This is a genomic window from Mesorhizobium sp. M8A.F.Ca.ET.161.01.1.1, from assembly GCF_004792105.1.
Classification (GTDB): Bacteria; Pseudomonadota; Alphaproteobacteria; order Rhizobiales; family Rhizobiaceae; genus Mesorhizobium.
Map to the genome: position 1 here is coordinate 535331 of NZ_SRTD01000003.1, position 19957 is coordinate 555287.

General features: G+C 65.2%; 14 protein-coding genes. 3 read left to right on the plus strand and 11 right to left on the minus strand.

From position 1 onward, the window contains the following. Nucleotides 1-166: 166 nt before the first annotated feature. Complete coding sequence (locus EN804_RS11310; RefSeq protein ID WP_189524486.1) at nt 167-2599, minus strand: hypothetical protein; 2433 nt, start codon at nt 2597-2599, stop codon at nt 167-169. A gap of 819 nt (nt 2600-3418) precedes the next feature. On the opposite strand from EN804_RS11310, the gene EN804_RS11320 reads away from it, so the two are divergent. Continuing rightward, complete coding sequence (locus EN804_RS11320) at nt 3419-4186, plus strand: response regulator transcription factor (protein WP_189524487.1); 768 nt, start codon at nt 3419-3421, stop codon at nt 4184-4186. Nucleotides 4187-4266: 80 nt separating this feature from the next. Here the strand turns inward: EN804_RS11320 and EN804_RS11325 are convergent, their stop codons facing one another. The 5 genes from EN804_RS11325 to EN804_RS11345 all read right to left on the minus strand — a co-directional run bounded on the left by EN804_RS11325 (nt 4267) and on the right by EN804_RS11345 (nt 11527). Continuing rightward, nucleotides 4267-5754 (minus strand): efflux transporter outer membrane subunit, encoded by a 1488-nt coding sequence (locus EN804_RS11325; RefSeq protein WP_135919419.1) that lies wholly within the window; start codon nt 5752-5754, stop codon nt 4267-4269. An 11-nt stretch (nt 5755-5765) separates the two neighbouring features. After that, on the minus strand, nt 5766-8921 hold the full coding sequence (locus EN804_RS11330; protein ID WP_135919420.1) for an efflux RND transporter permease subunit: 3156 nt from the start codon (nt 8919-8921) through the stop codon (nt 5766-5768). Between the two features lie 4 nt (nt 8922-8925). Next, entirely contained in the window at nt 8926-10200 is a 1275-nt protein-coding gene (locus tag EN804_RS11335) for an efflux RND transporter periplasmic adaptor subunit (protein WP_127870304.1), read from the minus strand. A gap of 244 nt (nt 10201-10444) precedes the next feature. Beyond that, entirely contained in the window at nt 10445-10711 is a 267-nt protein-coding gene (locus tag EN804_RS11340) for a hypothetical protein (protein ID WP_135919421.1), read from the minus strand. A 123-nt stretch (nt 10712-10834) separates the two neighbouring features. Further along, on the minus strand, nt 10835-11527 hold the full coding sequence (locus tag EN804_RS11345) for a hypothetical protein (RefSeq protein WP_135919422.1): 693 nt from the start codon (nt 11525-11527) through the stop codon (nt 10835-10837). 209 nt (nt 11528-11736) lie between these two features. On the opposite strand from EN804_RS11345, the gene EN804_RS11350 reads away from it, so the two are divergent. Together EN804_RS11350 and EN804_RS11355 are read left to right on the plus strand one after the other, a co-directional pair. Beyond that, nucleotides 11737-12465 (plus strand): response regulator transcription factor, encoded by a 729-nt coding sequence (locus EN804_RS11350; RefSeq protein WP_127870301.1) that lies wholly within the window; start codon nt 11737-11739, stop codon nt 12463-12465. Continuing rightward, complete coding sequence (locus tag EN804_RS11355) at nt 12462-13703, plus strand: ATP-binding protein (protein ID WP_127870300.1); 1242 nt, start codon at nt 12462-12464, stop codon at nt 13701-13703. Before EN804_RS11350 ends, EN804_RS11355 begins: the two co-directional genes overlap by 4 nt. A gap of 83 nt (nt 13704-13786) precedes the next feature. Here the strand turns inward: EN804_RS11355 and EN804_RS11360 are convergent, their stop codons facing one another. The 5 genes from EN804_RS11360 to EN804_RS11380 all read right to left on the minus strand — a co-directional run bounded on the left by EN804_RS11360 (nt 13787) and on the right by EN804_RS11380 (nt 19956). Then, the gene (locus tag EN804_RS11360; protein WP_135919423.1) at nt 13787-15250 is read right to left on the minus strand and encodes a hypothetical protein; all 1464 of its coding nucleotides are present in this window, start codon (nt 15248-15250) and stop codon (nt 13787-13789) included. Between the two features lie 398 nt (nt 15251-15648). Further along, nucleotides 15649-15921 carry a cell division topological specificity factor MinE gene (gene minE / locus EN804_RS11365; protein ID WP_023774842.1) on the minus strand — a complete coding sequence of 91 codons (273 nt, stop codon included), beginning with the start codon at nt 15919-15921 and terminating at the stop codon, nt 15649-15651. Continuing rightward, complete coding sequence (minD, locus tag EN804_RS11370) at nt 15918-16733, minus strand: septum site-determining protein MinD (protein WP_127870298.1); 816 nt, start codon at nt 16731-16733, stop codon at nt 15918-15920. The genes minE and minD overlap by 4 nt, the downstream gene beginning before the upstream one ends. A 164-nt stretch (nt 16734-16897) precedes the next feature. Then, nucleotides 16898-17740 carry a septum site-determining protein MinC gene (gene minC / locus EN804_RS11375; protein WP_135866028.1) on the minus strand — a complete coding sequence of 281 codons (843 nt, stop codon included), beginning with the start codon at nt 17738-17740 and terminating at the stop codon, nt 16898-16900. A gap of 161 nt (nt 17741-17901) precedes the next feature. Beyond that, nucleotides 17902-19956, minus strand: a complete 2055-nt coding sequence (locus tag EN804_RS11380) for a response regulator (RefSeq protein WP_135866026.1) — start codon at nt 19954-19956, stop codon at nt 17902-17904. Nucleotide 19957 lies beyond the last annotated feature (1 nt).

Below are 19957 nucleotides of genomic sequence, written 5' to 3' on the forward strand. Positions count from 1 at the left end.
CGTCAACATGCCACCGAGTGCAGGAAAAAGGGCGCAGGCTATCAAAACCAGACCCAAGGACCTGACCCTGGCCTGCGCCGAATTGAAGATCGTGGAGCCCCTTTCCATGCCAATCCATGTGGGCGGCGCTGCGGCAAGGCACCCGGCCGACGGCCGGAAACCAGCCTCAGGCGATGCCCGTCAGGCCCCCCACTTGATGCAGCGTGAGCCAGAATTGGTCGAGCGTGTTGGGATGCTCGTCGACGATGTTGGTTCCATCGAACCAGGCGACATGACCGCCCGGCCCGGACGTCACCAGTTGCCCCTGGTTGAACCACATCAGCGCGTTCTTGAGGCCCTCGCCATCGGCCTCCTTGCCGCCGTTCCAGTCGGTGATGCCGGAGCTCGGATCGGTGACGTCGACATAGCTTGTCCAGGCAGCCGACGAAGTCTTCACCGCCGCACCCGTAAGCGCCGTGTGAGCCCCATTCTCATCAACGACCCCGTCATTGTTGGTATCGACATTCACGCCGACAGTTGACCACGCTCCTTGCTTGGTCAGCCACATCACCGCCTCGTCGATCAGGTCGTTGGGCTGACCGACATGGTTGTCGATGTTGAGCTGGGTGGCGATCGCCTGTTGCAACATGATGACGCGTGCGTCACCGCCGGTCGAACTCGATTCGATGGACTTGGCCAGAGCGTTCGAAATCAGGAGATCGTGCGCATCGTTGGCAATGCCGTCGCCGTTGCTGTCGCCGAGCAGCAGATAGCCGTCCGTACGCGGATTGACGTCGAGGCCGGACAGAACGTGGCTGGCGACGGCGCTCTTGGTGGGATTGCTCTCGTGGCCGGTGACACCGTCCCATGCATCCGCGTGGCTGCCCCAGAATCCCTGCGTCAGCGCCTTGTTCGAGAAGCCTTCATAGTCGCTGCTGTCGGTGGCGAGCGGCGTACGCGAATGCAAGGCCGTGTCGACGAAGGCATCGGTGGTGGCCGTTGCGTTGTTGACGTAGCTACCCAGCTGCGCGACGCCGGTCGCCTGGTAGTGCCAGGTCTCGTTTGTATCGAGCAGGCCGTTCTGGTTGATGTCGCCGCTGTTGAAGCCGCCGCTGAGGATAGCGGTCGGATGGAAATCATCGCCGGCGGTGCCGGCGGTGCCGTTGTCGTCGGTCACGACCACATGGGCGAGCGCGACATTGCCGTCGTTTTTGACATCGTAGGTCCAGGTCACCGGCTGGCCCTGGAAGATGTTGAGGCCGTGGTCGACGCCGTTGGTCTTCTTGTCGAGCGTGATATGCGGATCGGCGCCGGTATAGCCGGAGTCGTCGGTGGCCGTGGCGGTGCGTGTGTGGTTGGCATCGTCGGTGAAGGAGCCGGAGGCGGTACCGGTGTTGCTGTAAGGGCCAGCCACGGAGGTACCGGTTGCCGAGAACTTCCAGATCTCGCCGGCGTCGAGCATGTTGTTGTCGTTGCTGTCGCCGATATTGGTGACATGGCCGTTGCCAAGCACCGCGACCGGCGTCACGCCGCCGTCGCTGTCGGTGACGGAGATACCCGACAGCGCGACGTTGCCGATATTGGTCACCGTGTATTCCCACGAGATCGGCTCGTTGGTCAGGATCGTCAGAGTGTCGCCCTTGACTCCGTCGTCGACCGTCACCTTGTCGATCTTGATCTCGGGATCGGCGCCGAAATAGCTGGAGCCGTCGCTGTCTGTCACGGTGAGCGCCCCGGCCGAGCCGGTCACCGTCCCGATATTGGCGTAGTCGCCGATGACGGCCTTGTCGATGCTGGTGCCGATGAAGCTCCAGTGCTCGGTGGTGTCGAGCTTGCCGTCCTGGTTGGTGTCCCCGACGTTGAAACCGCCGCTGAGAACCGCCGTCACGACCACGTCATTGTGGTCGTCGGTGACGACGATGTTCGACAATGCGACATTGCCGGTGTTGCTGACCGTGTATTGCCAGGTGATCGTGTCCCCGGAGAGAACCTGCAGATCGTCGCCGATCGCCGAGCCGTCGACCGTTACCTTGTCGATGCCGATTCCAGGCGCATCAGTGCCGGTGCCGGGCGTCGTAAGCGTGCGCCACTCCTCGAAGCCCCCATTGGCCCCTGAGAAGCTCGAAAACAGCGTCACATAGGAGTCGGGAGAGACACCGGCCGCCGTGAAGTCGCTGACCGGCACGAGCACCCGGTAGTCGTCCGTTCCCGAGCCATGATTGGAGTCAATCAAATACTGGGGGTCGTTCAGGTCAAGATGAAAGACGGTGGTGAATCCCGCAAAGTCCGCATCGTAGTCGGCAAGCGTTGCTCCGGCGTTTGAAATGTAGATGTCCAGGCCGGTCAGCGTGATGTTGCCGTTTGTCGCATTGTTGCTTTCATTGAGGTCGAGCCGGAATTCGATATAGTCGACGCCGTCGACATTGATCGACTGCATGTTGCCGTATTGCAGGTCGTGGGTGAAGGACGCCTTGTTGTCGACGACGTTGCCGTTCTGGTCGGTGTTGAAGCCCTCCTCGATACCTGTCGCCTGCAGCCTCAGGAAGGAATCGTAACTGCCGGTGCCCGACCCTACCGTCGTTGCCTCGAGAAGGACGCCACTGCCAATATCGATCGCCATGCTACTTCCTCCACATTGTTGTGCGGTCGGCGGTCGGGCCGCCCCCATCTATTCCGGCCTGATCGCAGCGCCGGCGCGCAGCGTCCGAGGGACGCGGCCGGCCAGGCGAGCAATCGTTCGTGACAAAATCGACGACTTTGAAAGGAGAAAGGTTCGGCGGGGAGACTGCCTCCCATTCGCCGACACAGCTATTGCCGCATGACGGAACTGGCCCGCCGTCGGACTGACCGTTATACCCACACCCAAAGCCCCAACCCCAACAATCCTACGATTGCCTGGACGTTAATATTTCCCAAACCATATTGCGCAGGTTGCAATGCGTCCGTCTATATAACCCCGGTTATAGGCAGAAAAGTCGATTTCAGTTCTGAAAAAGTGCTTTTGCAGACAAGAATAATTGCGTCGCTTTGGCTTAGTTATTTCACGAACCGGAGATTCACGGTCGGATCTACAAAAATTTCGTGATAGCGCCGATGAATCATCCAAGATGAAGATCAGCATCGGCACATCGGCGTGGCATCTGCTTTCAGTCCGCCGCCACGCATTTTGCACGGCGCGCCGCTTGAGGATTAACTAAGCAGTTGCTAATGTTTTGCGCAACCACGCTGCTTCTGTCAGCATGGCCTCACGCTTCGCAGGATGAGGGCCGGGTCGCGATGTTCGCTTCCGGCACGATGAAGTCGCTGATGTGTCACAAAGACACGCAAGGGGAGAAGACGCCATGACCGAGCACGGGCGCCGGCGGCCACCGGAAGCCATCGATGGCCGCACCGCGCCATGGAACCCTGGCCGAGAAGTTCGGCAGCCAGCGAACTGAACATGGTCACGGTTTTCGTCGCCGACGACCACCCGCTGCTGTTGCACGGCCTGATCGACATGATTGCCCGCGACCCGGATTTCGCGGTGGTCGGTTCGGCGCGGGACGGCGCGGCCGCCCTGACGGCCATCCAGCGCGACGTGCCTGATGTCGCGGTGCTCGACATCAGCATGCCGGGACTGAACGGCCTCGATGTCGCCGCCGAAATCGGCCGGCAAGGGCTCGCGACGTCTTGTGTGCTTTTGACGGTCGGCGCCTCTCAGGCCCAGCTTTACGACGCTGTCGCGGTTGGCGTTGCCGGCATCGTGTTCAAGGAGGCCGCCGTCGACGCCCTGCTCAAATGCCTGCACCGGGTTGCCGCCGGCGGCCGGTGGCTGCCCGCCGAGATTGTCAGCGAGGCCGTCCAGAACGAGGCGTCGCGCAGGACGAAATGGCGGAGCCTCTCGCAGAGGCTGACGAGCCGCGAAATCGAGATCGCGCGGCAGGTTCTCGCCGAAAAGCCGACCGGGCAGATCGCCTTCGACGTCGGCATCTCGAAAGGTACGCTGAAAATTCATATGAACAACATTTACCGCAAATTGCAGGTCTCCTCGCGGACTGAGCTCTCGCAACTCGCCGCCGGCCAGATCGGACCGAGTGTTGCGCATGCGGCGAATGGCGGCGCCGCGACGGTCGTGAAGGCACTGGCGGCGCCTGATGCCGGCGGAGGCCAGGCGCGCCCTGCGGCCCGGCAAACGCCAGCTCGGCGCCGGGAGTCCAACAAGGGATAGCCGTCAGGCTGGCGATCACATGTCACGCCAAAGTGGCAACCCTGCGGGACGGACGGAACAGCCCGTCTCCATGAAGCCGCTTAGGGCTCCACCTTCGCCAGCCGCGGCCCGGTCTTGACGTCGACGATCTCGGGCTTGGCGGCATCGACCGCGCCGTCCCAGCCGCCGCCGAGCGCCTTGTTGAGGGCGATGTAGTTGGTCGCCAAAAGGACGCGGCTCTGCAGCAGCGAATCCTCGGCCGAGTAGAGCGAGCGCTGGGCGTCGAGCACGTCGAGAAGGCTGGTCTCGCCCGCCTTGTAGAGCGTGCCTTCCAGCCGCGCCGCATCGCCGTAGGATTTCGCCGACGCGGCAAGCTTGCCGATGCGGATGCGCTCCTGCGCCATCAGCACCAGCGCGTTCTCGACATCCTCGAGCGCGGTCAGCACCGAAGACCGGTAGGCGATGAAATACTGGTCGCGCTGCGCGCGGGCGACGTCGGCGGCCGCCTGCAACTGGCCGGCGTTGAACAGCGGCACGCTGAGCGTCGGCCCGAAGGACCAGCCGATGGACGAATTCTTGCCGAGGTCGCCGAGATTGAGGGCCGCCGTGCTGATGTCTCCCGTCAGGCTGACCGAGGGATAGCGCGCCGCCTCGGCCTGGCCGACCTTGGCGGTGTATTGCGCGTATTGCCGCTCGGCCATCAGCACATCCGGGCGCGACAGCAGGATGTCGGCCGGAATTCCGGTCGGCATCGGCAAGCGTGGCGCCGGGATCGGCTTGCCGCGCTTCAGCCGCTCGTTGAGCGCTGCCGGCGGCCGGCCGGTCAGCACCGACAGGCGATGCACCGCTTCGGCATAGCTTGCTTCCAGCGTCGGCACAGCGGCCTCGGTGCTGGCCGCTTGGCCCATCGCCTTGGCGACATCGGCCGCCGTCGCCGACCCCGCCTGCGCCATGGTGCGGGTGAGTTCGGCGGTCTGTCGCTGGGACACGGCCGAACGCCGGGCGAGCGCGATGCGCGCCTGGTAGCCGCGCGCCTGGGTGTAATAGGACGCGACATCGCCGACCAGGGTCAGAAGGGTCGAGCGCAATTCCTGCTCGGACGCATCCACCCCAAAGCGCGCGGCCTCGACACCCCTGCGGTTGGCGCCGAACAGGTCGAGTTCCCAGCTGGCGTCGAAGCCGGCCTGGTATTCCGCGTAGATGGAATTGGCGCCCGATGTCGTCTCGGCCGACTTGTTGCGCGTGATCGAGCCGGATCCATCCACCGACGGCAGAAATGTGCCGGCGCTCTGGCGGTAGCTGGCGCGCGCCTCGCGGATCTTGGCCTTCGCGGTCGCGACATCGAGATTGCCGGCGACCGCTTCCGCGACAAGCATGTTGAGCTGCGGGTCGCGCAGGCGCTGCCACCATTGTGAAAGCCGCGCCGGCTGGGCGGACTTGGTCGGCTTCTGGCCGCTCCAGTTTGCCGGCATCGGCAGGATGGGCGTCCGATAGTCCGGACCGACGACGCATCCCGCGAGCAAGGCCGCGCCGAGAATAGGCGCAAGGAGCCGCCTCGCGGCCACCGAGCCACGTTCAAGACCTGTCATGTGAGAACCCCTTATTGCTGGTTGGCCGTCACCGGCGTTTCGCCCGTATCCTGCCCGGGATCTGGTTTAGCCACCCTGCCCTTGAAGATGCGCCGCACCGTGACGAACAGCAGCGGCACCAGGAACACGCCGATCACCGTCGCCGCGATCATGCCGCCCATCACGCCGATGCCGACGGAGTTCTGCGCCCCCGAGCCGGCGCCGGTGGCGATCGCCAGCGGCGTGACGCCGAGGATGAAGGCCAGCGACGTCATCAGGATCGGCCGCAATCGTTGTCGCGCCGCCTCCAGCGTCGCCTCCACCAGCCCCATGCCGACCGCCTGCCGCTCGATGGCGAACTCGACGATCAGGATGGCGTTCTTGGCGGCCAGCCCGATCGTGGTCAAAAGCCCGACCTTGAAATAGACGTCGTTGGTCTGGCCGAACAGGCTTGCCGCCGCCAGCGCGCCGAAGATGCCGATCGGCACCGACAGCATGACCGCGAACGGGATCGACCAGCTTTCATAGAGCGCGGCCAGGCACAGGAACACGACCAGCGCCGAAATCGCGTAGAGCGACATCGCCTGGTTGCCCGAAAGCCGCTCCTGATGCGACAGCCCGGTCCATTCATGCGAATAGCCGGCCGGCAATTGCGCGACGAGTTTGTCGATTTCGTCCATCGCCGCGCCCGAGCTGACACCGGCCGCCGCCGCGCCCTGGATTTCGACCGCCGCCGAGCCATTGTAGCGCTCGAGCCTTGGCGAACCGAATGTCCAGTGGCTGGAGGCAAAGGCCGAGAACGGCACCATGGCGCCGCTGGCATTGCGGACCTGCCATTTGTCGAGGTCCTCCGGCTGCATGCGGAAATTCGCGTCCGACTGCATGTAGACCGGCTTCACCCGTCCGCGATCGATGAAGTCGTTGACGTAGTCGCTGCCCCAGGCGCTGGACAGCGTGTTGTTGATGTCGGCGAGGCTGACGCCCAGCGCGCTGGCCTTTTCCTGGTCGATGTCGACCGAGAATTGCGGCTGGTCCTCCTGGCCGTTGGGGCGCGTGTTGGCGAGCAGCTTGCTTTGCCCGGCAAGACCCAGAAGCTGGTTGCGCGTCTGGATCAGCGCGTCATGGCCGGCGCCATTGACGTCCTGCAGGTAGAAGTCGAAGCCGTTGGTGTTGCCGAAACCCTGGATGGCGGGAGGCGCCAGCGCGAAGACCTGCGCATCCCTGATCTTGGAGAACGCACCCATGGCGCGGCCGGCGATCGCCTGCGCGGCCATTGCGGGCGACTTGCGCTGGCTGAAATCCTTCAGCCGCACGAAGCCGATGCCGACATTCTGCCCGGCGCCGCCGAAGCCGAAGCCCGACGCGGTGAAGACCCCGTCGACAGCGTCCTTTTCGTCGTTGAGATAGTGGTCGGTGACCTGCTTCAGCACGCGCTCGGTGCGGTCCTGCGTGGCACCGACCGGCAATTGGACGCTGGTGATCAGGATGCCCTGGTCCTCTTCCGGCAGGAACGAGCTCGGCAGCCGGGCAAACATCCACCCCATGGCGACGACGATGGCCAGGAACACGGCAAGGAAACGCCAGGACCGGTTGATGATGCCGTGCGAGCCGTCGCGATAGGCCGTCGTGCCGCGATCGAACATCCGGTTGAACCAGCCGAACGGACCCGTCTGCGTGGCATGGTCCTTCGGCCGCCGCAGGATGGTGGCGCACAGCGCCGGCGTCAGCACCAGCGCCACCAGCACGGACAGCACCATGGCCGAGACGATGGTCACCGAGAACTGCCGGTAGATGATGCCGGTCGAGCCGCCGAAGAAGGCCATCGGCACGAACACCGCCGACAGCACGGTGGCGATGCCGATCAGCGCGCCGGTGATCTCGTTCATCGATTTTCGCGTCGCCTCTTTCGGCGGCAGCCCCTCCTCCGCCATGACGCGCTCGACATTCTCGACCACGACGATGGCGTCGTCGACGAGCAGGCCGATGGCGAGCACCATGGCGAACATGGTCAGCGTGTTGACCGAATAGCCGAACAGCGACAGCACGCCGAACGTGCCGAGCAGCACCACCGGCACGGCGATGGTCGGGATGATCGTCGCCCGCAAATTCTGCAGGAAGATGAACATCACCAGGAACACCAGCACGATCGCCTCGGCCAGCGTCTTGACCACCTCCTCGATCGACAGCCGCACGAAGGGCGAGGTGTCGTAGGGGTAGACGACTTCGACCCCTTGCGGGAAGGTCGAGCTCAGCCGGTTGATCGTCGAGCGCACCGCTTCGGCGGTGCTGATGGCGTTGGCGCCGGTCGCCAAGTTGACGGCGACGCCGGCCGCCGGCTTGCCGTTGTAGTTGGCTTGCGTCGTATAGCTCTCGGCGCCGAGTTCGACGGTGGCGACGTCGTTGAGGCGGACCAGCGAACCGTCGGTCTGGCTCTTGAGGATGATGTTGCGGAACTGTTCGGCGGTCTGCAGCCGGCTCTTGGCGGTCACCGTGGCGTTGAGCTGCTGGCCCTTGCGCGCCGGCAGGCCGCCGAGCTGGCCGGCCGAAACCTGCGTGTTCTGCGCCTCGATGGCGCTCGCCACGTCATTCGGCATCAGCGCGTATTTTGCGAGCTTGTCCGGGTCGAGCCAGATGCGCATGGCATAGCCCGAGCCGAAGAGCTGCGTCGAACCGACACCCTCGACGCGCTTCAGCGTGTCGTTGACCGTGGCGTCGACATAGTCGGCGAGATCGGTCGAGTTCATCTTGCCGTCGCTGGAGACGAAGCCGATGACCATCAGGAAGCCGGTCGAGGACTTTGAAACCGTGATGCCGTTGCTCTGCACCACCTGCGGCAGTTGCGACTGCACCAGTTGCAGCTTGTTCTGCGTCTGCACCTGCGCGGTGTCGGGATCGGCCGTGCTGGTGAAAGTCAGCGTGATCGAGGCCGAACCGGTCGAGGTCGACGTCGCCGTCATGTAGTCGAGATTGTCGATGCCGGTCATGCCTTGCTCGATGACCTTGGTCACCGAATTCTCGACCGTCTGCGCGTCGGCGCCGGGATAGGTGGCGCTGATGTTGACCGTGGTCGGCGCGATCTGCGGATATTGCGAGATCGGCAGCGTGGTGAGCGCGAGCAGGCCGCCCAGCATGATCACGATGGCGATCACCCAGGCGAAGATCGGCCGGTTGATGAAAAATGCTGACATCGTCTCAGTTCCCGGTCGAGGCGGCGGGTTGCTGGCCGGTGCTGGCCATCTTGGATGGGGCCGGCAAGGCCGATGTCTGACCACGGTCCTTGATCTCGCCGGTCGCCTCGTCGATCGTCACTTCGACGCCGGTCGCGTCGCCGCCGGGGCGCACGAGCTGCAGTCCTTCGACGATGACGCGGTCGCCATCGCCGACACCGCTATCGACCAGCCAGTTGTTGCCGACGGTGTTGCGCACGGCGAGCACGCGCGTCTCGACCTTGCCCTGCGCATTGATGACCATGGCCGTCGCCTCGCCCTTTGTGTTGCGGGTGACGCCGCGCTGCGGCACCAGGAAGCTGTTCTGGGCGACCCCCTCCTCGACCAGCGCCCGCACATACATGCCGGGCAGAAGCAGGCGGTCGGGATTGGGAAACTCCGCTCTCAAGGCGAATGTGCCGGTGGTCTGGTCGACATTTGCGCCGGAGAATTCCAGCTTGCCGGTCTGCGCGTAGATGGTGCCGTTCTCGAGCTTCAGCTTGACGCTGACATTGGGGCCGCTGAACTTCAGCCGTCCCTCCGAGATCGCCTGGCGCAGGTTGAGCAGATTGGTGCTCGACTGCGTGACGTCGACATTGATCGGGTCGAGCGAACGGATCGTGGTCAGCACCGTCTCCTGGTTGGCGGTGACCAGCGCGCCCGGCGTCAGCGTCGACTTGTCGATGCGGCCGGCGATCGGCGCGGTGATCGAGGTGCGGTCGAGGCTGATGCGCGCGGTTTCCGCGCTGGCCTTGGCGGAAGCCACATCCGCCTGCGCCTGTGCAAGCGTGGCGGCGGCATCGTCATAATCCTGTTTGGAAACAACGTTCTGCTTCAAGAGGCCGGCATATCTGTCGAACTTGGCTTGCGCGGTGGGCACCGCCGCCGCCGCCTTCTGCTGCGCGGCGATCGCGCTGTCATAGGCCGCCTTGTAGCTCGCCGGGTCGATGAGGTAGAGCGGCTGTCCAGCCGCCACCTCGCTGCCTTCCTTGAACAGGCGCCGCTGGATGATGCCGTCGACCTGCGGTCGCACCTCGGCGATCAGCGACGCCGCCGTGCGCCCCGGCAGTTCGGCCGTTATCGCCACCGATTGCGGATGCAGCGTGACGACGCCGACTTCGGGCTTGCCGACACCGCCCATGCCCGCGGGAGCCTTGCCGCCCTCCTGTGAGCAGGCCGCCAGGAGAAGGGCCGCGGCAAGCGCCGTCCAGGGCGCGAACCGGCGAACCGGCGAAAAGGACTGGCTGGACTGGATAGACATGGGTTGAATGATCTTTCGCTGGAGGAGCGGTTACCGCCTGGGCATCGGATCGCCCAATGGGGGCGAGGCCGAATGCCGGCGGTCGGAGGCGAGGACGGTCGATGTCGTAACGAGGGGCCGCGCGCATCCAAGGGCGGCGTCGAGGGGTGCTTCGAAGCGGCTCATGTCGCGCTCCTGCTTCGCGACTGGCGCGCACTCGAGGATCGAGTGGCTGGCCGCGATGCCCCCCGCGTCATTATGCCGATCAGCGCCGACATGCCAAGCGCCTTGCCAGGTCTGACGCGATCTTGCGATCATGATTGCCGTGGCCATTGGCATGCTGCGAGACTGGCAGCGACAGGCGCGAGGCGGCGAAGGCCAGCCGGATGGCGCCCTTCAGCGTGTCGGCCGGCAGCGCCGCATGGCTGGCGCGCCCGGGCAGCGCCGCATGGCTGGCGCGCCCGGGATGGCCGAGCGAAAATTTCGGGCTGGCCGATGCGATCAGCCGCAGCAGCATCAGGGCGTCCCACATTGTCGTGCCTTCAGTCTCATGGGGAGAACCCGGGACGGCGCGATCCGCCGGCCCGGGAAGGAAACCGGCCGGCCCGGGAACGGGTTGGGTACCGGGGCCGGCCGGCGCAGCCGGTCAGGATTATCAGCCGTTCCCGGGCTGGGGTGGCGGCATCATCAGGCCATCATTGGGCGGGCCTGCCGGACTGGCTGCATCATTCGGCGGGCCGCCCCAGGGACCGGGGGGTGGTCCGAGGGGGCGTTCCGCCGAAGCGAGGATCTCGAGCTGTTCCGGCGTGAGCTTGGCGCGCAGCTCGGCAATTGCGTCCTTCAGCTTCGCGGCCGAGGCCGCGCGCGCCGTGACGTCGTCGGCCAACCTTTCCTGGAAGGCGAAGGGATCGGGCTTGCCGGCAGGCCCCGCATCGGGGCCTTTCGCCTGCGGCCCGCCATCTGGCCCCCCGGTGCCGCCCGGACCACGATCGGGCCGCGGTGGCGACAGCACCGCCTGCAGCGCGCTGGTGTAGTCGCGCCAGGCGTCGAGCTGTTCGCTGCGGATGCCGACGCGGGTTTCGAGCGCGGCCAGCCGGGCGGCCAGCATGAATTCCGGCGGCGGCCCCATGCGGCGGGGGCCAAAACCTTCCGGGCCGAAACCGTGTGGGCCAAAACCCTGTGGACCCCATCCTTGCGGCGGATGCCGCATCGGGCCGTGATCTGGTCCATCCTGCATTGCCATGACCGGCGGCTCGCCGGGCGCCGCGCCCGGACCGGGCTGCGCCGCCAGCGCGGGGTGGATGGCGGCGGCGGAAAACAGGCCGAGCGCAAGAAGTCTGCTTCGCATGACGGTGTTCCTTTCATCCATGCTTTGGACGCCGGGAGGATAGGAAGCGTGTTTGTCTGCTTCGCGTCGGCGTGTTGCCGAAGGTTTCCGCAAAAGGGCAATTTGTTTCCCAATGTTTCCCGCCCCGGGCCAGAAACATTGCGTTGCAATTTTCCATGCCGCTTGCGCGCCGCTCTCCCTATAATCGGCGCCAAGCAAAGGGCACGGCAATGCAGTCACAACCCCACATCCTCGTCGTCGACGACGACCGCGAAATCCGCACGCTGCTCGGGCGCTATCTCGACGGTCAGGGGTTTCGCGTCTCGGTGGCGGCCGACCGGCGCGAATGCGAGCAGAAGCTGGCCTCGGGCCAGTTCGACCTGACCGTGCTCGACGTCATGCTGCCGGATGGGTCCGGGCTCGACATCTGCCGCGCCTTGCGCGACCGCAAGCCGCATATCCCCGTCATCCTGCTGACGGCGCTGAAGGAGGATGTCGACCGCATCATCGGGCTGGAGCTCGGTGCCGACGACTATCTCGGCAAGCCGTTCAACCCGCGCGAGCTCACCGCCCGCATCCGCGCCGTGCTGAGACGCTCGACGCCGGAGGAAGCGGCACCCGCGCCGCCGCCCCGCGCCTACCGCTTCGCCAGCTACAGGCTGGAGCCGGACACGCGCAAGGTGACGGATGCGCAAGGTGCGGCCGTCGACCTCACCGGCGCCGAATTCGACCTGTTGCAGGTGTTCCTCGACCGCCCTGGCCGGCTCTTGTCGCGCGACCAGCTGCTTGATCTCACGCAAGGCCGCGAGCGCGACCCGCTCGAACGCTCGGTCGACGTGCTGATGAGCCGGCTGCGCCGCAAGTTCGCCGACACCGGCGACGGCCCGCTGTTCAAGACCGTGCGCAATGGCGGCTACCAGCTCACCGCGCGCGTCGAGACGGTGGAGGCGCAGGCGTGAACTCGCTGCGCCGCCGCCTCATCCTGTTGCTGGTTGCCTCGATCGTCGGCGTCGTCGGCCTGGCGACCGCCGCCGTCATCAGCGTGCGCGGCGGCGGGCCGCCGCCGGAACTCGTCGTGCCCTGGGTTGCCCAGCAGATGGAGCTCGTGGTGCGGCTGCTGCCGGGACCCATACCCGACGTGCTGCGGGTGCAATTCAGCGACCGGCCGGCCAATGGCAAGGTGGACCGGCAGGAGACGGCAATGCTCAATGATCTGCTGCGCCGTCGCGGCTTCGACGCCCTGGCCGTCATCAGCGACAAACCGGATGAACCCGGCCAGCGAGCCTCCATGCGCCTGCCAGACAGCCGTTGGGCGGTCCTGGAAATTGCCCATATCGATCCGCCCAAACGCGAATGGCTGGTGCTAGCCGGCTGGATTTCGCTGATCGTCGCCGGCGCTACCGCCGTCTCCGTCTATTTCACCGCGGTGCTGATCCGGCCGCTCGAAATGCTGGAGGCCACTGTCTCCAAGATCGGTAGCGACGGCGTGCTGGCGCCGGTGCCGGAGGTGGGCTCGGCCGAGGTCAAGGCGACGGCGCACGCGCTGAACCAGCTCTCGTCGCGACTCAAGACCGCCATGGAAAGCCGCATGCGGCTGGTGGCCGCCGCCGGCCATGACCTGCGCACGCCGATGACGCGCATGCGGCTGCGCGCCGAATTCCTCGACGAAGAGCGCGACAAGTGGCTGCACGACCTCGACGAGCTCGACCGCATCGCCGACAGCGCCATCCGCCTGGTGCGCGAGGAGGTCAACCAGGATGCCGTCGAGCCGCTGGATCTGGAAAAGATGGTGCGCGACATATCGGCCGAGATGGCCACGCTCGGCCATTCCGTCTCCATCGGCCATCTCGACAAGGTTTCGGTGCGCGCCGGCGCGCTCGGCCTGCGCCGCGCGCTGCGCAACCTGATCGTCAACGCCGCCACCCACGGCAAGGCCTGCACGGTCGCGCTCGACCTCGCCGACAGGCGCGCCGTGCTCTCCATATCGGATGTCGGCCCGGGCATTCCGCCCGACCTCATCAACAAGGCCTTCGAGCCCTTCTTCCGCGTCGACCCCGGCCGCCAGCAATTCATTCCCGGCGCCGGCCTCGGCCTCGCCATCGCCAAGGAAATCATCGAGCGCTACGGCGGCACCGTGACGCTGGAGAACCGCCAAGGCGGCGGGCTGGCGCAGACGGTGGTGTTCGCGGCGGTGTAATTGCGCGATGCCGCAAGGTGGAAAGCGGCCCAAAGCCTGGATGCTGCCAAGCAATGGGGCCGCGGCCGCGCCTGCGAGGCGCGCTACGACGTGGCGCGCAGAGTCCTGCGGATGGGCCGCCTGCCCGTGGCACGGGCTTTCTTGGCCACCACGGTGGCGATCTCGACCACCTCGCCCTCACGCGATCGGGCGTTGGTGGCCTTGTGGAGCCGCTCGTAGGGCAGCAATTCCTTGATCCGGGCATTGAGCGACGCGATTTCGGCCCGCAGATCCTCGCATTCCTGCCGCTGGACGTCTCGTTGTATGTCCTCCGATGCCTGCTGCAGCGCAAGCTGCGAAAGATTGGCGTTGGCTTTCGAGAGGTTCAGCTTGTCGGTTTCGTTCTCATTGGCGAGCGCGGACAATCTTTCCTCGGCGATCATCTTTTCGGCCACTGCGTCGTCCAGCTCGGTCTTGAGCCTGGCGATCTCGGCGGCAGCCGCGCTGTTCTCGTTCGAGGCCCGCTCCAGCCGCGTTTCCAGGTCTTGTATCTCGGAACGCAATCCGCGCATTTCCGTCTGGCCGCGAGCCCGTTCGGCTTCCCAGTCGCCTTCCATCATGCTGGCCGATTCGGTCTTTTCCGCCAGCTTCGCCTGTGTGGCCTCGAGCGACTTCTGCAGCCGCATCTCCTCTTTCTCGCTCCTTGCGAGCGCGGCCAGCAGTTCGGCGAGCCGCGCCGCTTCGCTGGCGTGGATCGTCGAAAGCTCGTCCAGCCTGTGACGCGCCTGGGTCTCCCGCTTCAACACCTTGTCGAGCTCGGCCGACAGGGTGACGTGTTTTTCCCGCAGCATCTTGCTCTCGCGCAAGCGCCTGTTGGCCTCGACCGTCCTGGCCGTCAGCCGGTTGGCGATGTCGCCGAATTCCGCGTCGCGCTTGGCGCTGGCATTGGCCGCCTCGGCAAGTTCGAGCCTTACAGCTGCAAGCGTTGCGCGAAGCGTCTCCCGGTCCTGGACCAGGCTGGTCTCGCGCTGCTGCAGCAATTCGCACGCGCCGTCACGCTCGCGCAGCTTCGCCGCCGTGTCGTGCAGCTTTTCCGACAGCGCTCTCTGCTCCGCGATCAGGCCGGCATTCGCGAGCTCCAGCTCATTGGCACGAAGAATGTCGGTGTGCAGGATGTTGAGGAATTCGCGCGTCAGATGGTGCGAGGTCGAGATTTCCGACAATTTGCCGTTGATCTCATCCAGATAGTCCCTGGCGTCGTGGAACATCCCTTCGAAGGCATTCAACGCCGCCAGCCGGGTCTGGGCATGGGGCGTCAGTCGCGGCGTGGTTTCGGCGGTGTCGGCGCTGCCCGTCCCATCCGGAACGTCCGCGGCATCCGCAGGCGCCGCGTCGGCCTGGGGCGGCGAGGCATCGGCGGCTGACGCGGCATCGGGGACATCATCGCCCGTTGGCGTCTGGTAGTCGCTGTCGAGGCTGGCATCCAGGGCGTCCGCCAGATCGTCCTGCAACTCCTGGAGTGCGTTATCTACGTCTTCAGCACGCTTGATCAGGTTCTTGAAGTTCATGGCGAACTCCCCTACGCATACTCAATCGCATATTTAACAAATTGCTAATATATATCCTTACTCCCGCTTGTTCCGCAGGGGAAGCCCCTGTTAGCGAACGTGAACTAAGCACATTGGCGATCTGGATGCCGAGCAACCCTGCCCACTTCGGTGGAGGGCTGGTCGGTTGGAGCGGCGCCGACGCCGCCGGACCGGAATTCCTCGCAGCCATGAAATGAGGGGGCCGAAGGACGGGCGAGCCCCGTGGCTCGCCCCGGCAAGGCGGCTCGGGCGGAGCCCGAGACGGAGTGGCATTGAAATGATCAGAGGGAACCCGCCAGCGCCGCGCTCTCCATCTCCGACCGCTTCGCGGCCACCTCTCCCCACTCACGTGGGGGCGAGGAACCAGTCGTGCTAACTCACCCCGCCATGGCCAGCGGCACGGCGCTCTTGTTGGGGATCTGGATGTCGATTTCCAGCGTCGACATGGTCTCGCCGCGGTCCATCGAGACCTGGAGGTAGTCCTGGTCGATCTGCACATGCTTGGCGATCACAGCCATGATCTCCTCGCGCAGGATAGAGACCAGATCGGGCTGGCCACGGCTGCGGCGCTCATAGGCGAGCAGCACCTGCAGCCGCTCGCGCGCCACCGGGGCGCTGGTGCGCCGCTTGAAGAGGTCGAGGATGCTCATGCGGCCCTCCTTCCGAGCAGACGGTCGAGGAAACCCTTGCGTTCGAAGGGCACCACCACCGGCAAATCTTCGCCTTCCAGCCGCCTTGCCGCTTCGAGATAGGCCTTGGCGGCGTTGTTGAGCGGTTCCGACAGCGTCACCGGCGAACCGAGGTTGGAAGCCCTCAGCACGTCCTGGCTTTCCGGGATGATGCCGAGCAGCGGCACCGAGAGGATTTCCAGCACGTCGTCGATCGACAGCATTTCGCCGCGCGCGGCGCGCGCCGCGTCATAGCGGGTGACCAGCACGTGCTTGGCGATCTGCTCGCCCTGTTCGGCGCGCATGGTGCGGGCGTCAAGCAGGCCGATGATGCGGTCGGAATCGCGCACCGACGACACTTCCGGATTGGTGACGATGACCGCCTCGTCGGCAAAGCGCATGGCGAGCTGCGCGCCGCGCTCGATGCCGGCCGGGCTGTCGCAGAAGACATAGTCGAAGACCGAGCGGAGCTTGTCGATCACCTCGCCGACCCCGTCTTCCGTCAGCGCGTCCTTGTCGCGCGTCTGTGAGGCCGGCAGCAGGAACAGCGTGTCGACGCGCTTGTCGCGGATCAGCGCCTGCGACAGCTTGGCCGTGCCCTGGATGACGTTGACGAGGTCGAACACGACGCGCCGCTCGGCGCCCATGATCAGGTCGAGGTTGCGCAGGCCGACGTCGAAATCGACCAGCGCCACCTTCTTGCCGGTCTTGGCGACCGCGGCACCCAGCGCGGCCGTCGAGGTGGTCTTGCCGACGCCCCCCTTGCCCGATGTGACGACCACTACCTTGCCCATGGAAAAAGCCTCCGTTGCCTGTTGTCGTTTGTTGTGCCGTGCGCCGCACGGCCGTTGTCAGAGCCTGCCATCATGCCATGCCAAACCGGTCCGAGGCTTGCGCGCGGCGCCTCGGCGCCTGTCCGGGCCGGAAGCGTGAAGCCGGGCGCCAGCATCCCGCCGCCCTAGTTCAGCGGCACGACGGCGAGCATGTCGCCTTCGAGGAAGGCCTGCACGGCCTTGCCGCGCGAGACGCCTTCCATCTCTTCCGCCGTCGTGTACCAGCCGTCGACCGAGATCAGCTCCGCCTCGTTCCTGCGGCAGAAGATGCGCGCCGACCGGTTGCCCTGCGAGCCGGCGATGGCGCGGCCGCGCAGCGTGCCATAGACATGGATCGAGCCCGCCGCGATGATCTCCGAGCCGGACGCCACCGAGCCCAGCACGATGACATCGCCATGCGGATGGAAGATCGACTGGCCCGAGCGGATCGGCGACTTGACCATCAGCGTGCCGGCCTGCACCGCGTCGGTCGCGCCGGCGTCCGTAGCCTTCGCTGCCTTGCCCTTGCCGGCCTCGGCCTTGATTTCGGCGGCCTTGCCCTCGTCGGGCTTGCCGGCGTCCTTGCCGCGATCCGAAAACACCGTTTCCAGTCTGCCGGCTTCTTCCACGGCCTCCGCCTTGCCCTTGCGGCCGGAAAGCAGGCCGTCCGAAGTCGCCTCCTTGGCGCCGGAGAGCAGCGGCGGCAGGTCAAGCCCGAGCGAAGCCCCTTCGAGCTCGATCGCATAGACCCGGATGCCGCGCGCGCCGAGCGAAGCCACCAGCAGCGCGATGTCGGCGACCTCGGGCTTCAGCACATTGAGATCGAGCACCACCGGCCGCCCGGCAAAATACCCCGGCGAATTGCCGATCCAGTGATCCAGCCCCTCCAGCCAAGCCCCGATCGGCGCCTCCGGGGTGAGCGTGAACGCCACGAACGAACGGGCGCGGAAGCGAATGGATTTTGTTTCGACGGGGGCGGCAAAGGTCACGGCCAGCGAATCCTTACTGAGAGGTAAACGCTAGGGGGCTAATGGTTAACGAATGGTTAACGGGCGTGCGCAACTCGGCAGCTGGTGCGAGAAATTGGAAGGTGGCTAGGCGCCCTGCGGAGACGGCCGACGACAGGTGCGGCTGCCGGGGAAGCAAAATATCAGCGGCGACGCGAAGCCGATCGAATGGCTGCAACCAGATGGGCATCTTCGAAAGGTTTGCTTATCAACGCCACGTCGGGAGGGCGATCCGAGATCTTCTCGGCATCGGCGTAGCCCGTGACGATGAGCGCTGGCCAATCCGCGCGCAGGCTGCGGGCGAAGCGGATGACGTCGATGCCCGAAATGAGCGGCATGGCGAAGTCGGTTACGATGACGTCGAAGCGCTCCGGTTCCCTTTCGATGGCGGCCAGTGCCTGGGCGCCGCCGGAAAACGCCGTCACGTCGAAACCTGATTGCCGCAGCGACATCGCCGTCAACTCCCGCAGGGACTGACTGTCATCGACGAGCAGAACAGTCGGCAACTGTTCCTCGGCCGTCGCCGGGAGACCCGCGCCGGAATTCGTGACGCTACCGGATTCGAAAACAGGCTCATCCTTGGCGGCGTCTTGCGTCCCGCGTGAGCGGGGCAACCAAAGCTCCATGGTGGTGCCGTGGCCAACTTCGCTGTCTATCCTGAGCGTGCCACCAGACTGCTTGGCGAAACCATAGACAGTGCTGAGGCCAAGGCCCGTGCCCTTGCCGATCGGTTTTGTCGTGAAGAACGGCTCGATCACTTTGCTGATCAGATCCGCGGCGATACCTGTCCCGGTGTCCTCGACCGCAAGCCTGACATAGTCGCCCGCGCCAAGCCCCTGGCCGGTGTGGCCGATGCTGCGATTGTCGGCCCTGACGGAGATTGTCCCTCCCGAAGGCATCGCGTCGCGGGCATTGAAGACCAGGTTCATCAAGGCAAGCTCGAGCTGTGCCGGATCCGCATGCACCGGCCATATGTCGTCACCAACGTGCCAGTCGAAGCGCACCAAACCGCCCAGGATCGGCGCCACCAGGCCGGTCATCGTGTCTCCCAGGCTCGACATGCGCACGGCAACCGGCTTCAATTCCTGGCGCCTTGAAAAGGCGAGCATGCGCTGGATGAGATCCTTGCCCTGGGAAGCGGAGCGGCGCGTCATGTCGAGAACCTGGGCCGCCTTGCCGTCGAGCGTCACTTGCCTTTCGAGCAGGCTCAGCCCGGAGAGGATCGCCGCAAGCAGGTTGTTGAAATCGTGGGCAAGTCCGCCGGTCAGCTTGCCAATTGCATCGAGCCGCTGCGATTGCAGCAATTGGCCTTCCAGATGGCGCTGCTCGGTAATGTCCTGCATGGTGCCCAGCAGTTCGAGCCCGGCGCCATTCCTGGCGACCACACCTTGGTCGAAGAATATACGGTATTCCTCATTGGCGCACCGCCAGCGGAACTCGCAAGCATAAGAGCCTGTCTCGTGGGCAGCCGAAAGCGATCTTGTCACCGCGTCCCGATCAGCGGGATGGACCCGGCCGATGCCGAAATCGGGATCCGCGATGAAACGGTCCGGAGAAAATCCCGTTAACCGCTCGACCCCTTTGGAAACATAGCTCGCGGCGTATGGCGCCTGCGCCGCGCGAGCGTGAAAGCAAATCGGCAGCGAAGCGAGGATCGTCTCCTGCCGGGCCTCGGAATGCCGCAGCGCCCGCTCGGCATCGAGTTTGTCGGACGTCGCCTTCAGCGCCCGTTCAAGCAGCAGCTGCTCCCGAGCCGCATTCCGTTCGATTTCTCTCGTCTTTTCATAGAGATCGACGAAAACCATGACCTTGGACCGCAGCATCACCGGGTCGAATGGCTTGAACAGGTAATCCACCGCGCCGGCATCATAGCCGCGCAACATATGCGCTTCTTCCTTGTTGATGGCGGTCAGGAAGATGATCGGTGTGTTGTTCGAACGCTCGCGCCTCCGGATCAGCGAAGCGGTTTCGTAACCGTCGAGACCGGGCATCAGCACATCCAGCAGAATGACGGCGAAGTCTTCCTTGAGCAGAAAGCGCAGCGCTTCTTCGCCCGACTTGGCGCAAATCACTTGCCCCACTCCGTCAAGGACCTCCTCTATGGCAAGGAGATTTCGCTCGTCGTCGTCGACAGCGAGAACGCGAACCGGCAGCGACTTTTCGAATAGTTCGCTGTTATCTGCTTCCATCGCGGCCATG

Coding starts and splice junctions, on each gene's coding strand:
- EN804_RS11360 (WP_135919423.1), bottom strand. CDS start 15,250: ATGAACTTCAAGAACCTGATCAAGCGTGCTGAAGACGTAGATAACGCA.
- minD (WP_127870298.1), bottom strand. CDS start 16,733: ATGGGCAAGGTAGTGGTCGTCACATCGGGCAAGGGGGGCGTCGGCAAG.
- minE (WP_023774842.1), bottom strand. CDS start 15,921: ATGAGCATCCTCGACCTCTTCAAGCGGCGCACCAGCGCCCCGGTGGCG.
- EN804_RS11380 (WP_135866026.1), bottom strand. CDS start 19,956: ATGGCCGCGATGGAAGCAGATAACAGCGAACTATTCGAAAAGTCGCTG.
- EN804_RS11335 (WP_127870304.1), bottom strand. CDS start 10,200: ATGTCTATCCAGTCCAGCCAGTCCTTTTCGCCGGTTCGCCGGTTCGCG.
- EN804_RS11350 (WP_127870301.1), top strand. CDS start 11,737: ATGCAGTCACAACCCCACATCCTCGTCGTCGACGACGACCGCGAAATC.
- EN804_RS11345 (WP_135919422.1), bottom strand. CDS start 11,527: ATGCGAAGCAGACTTCTTGCGCTCGGCCTGTTTTCCGCCGCCGCCATC.
- EN804_RS11330 (WP_135919420.1), bottom strand. CDS start 8,921: ATGTCAGCATTTTTCATCAACCGGCCGATCTTCGCCTGGGTGATCGCC.
- EN804_RS11340 (WP_135919421.1), bottom strand. CDS start 10,711: ATGTGGGACGCCCTGATGCTGCTGCGGCTGATCGCATCGGCCAGCCCG.
- EN804_RS11325 (WP_135919419.1), bottom strand. CDS start 5,754: ATGACAGGTCTTGAACGTGGCTCGGTGGCCGCGAGGCGGCTCCTTGCG.
- EN804_RS11310 (WP_189524486.1), bottom strand. CDS start 2,599: ATGGCGATCGATATTGGCAGTGGCGTCCTTCTCGAGGCAACGACGGTA.
- EN804_RS11320 (WP_189524487.1), top strand. CDS start 3,419: ATGGTCACGGTTTTCGTCGCCGACGACCACCCGCTGCTGTTGCACGGC.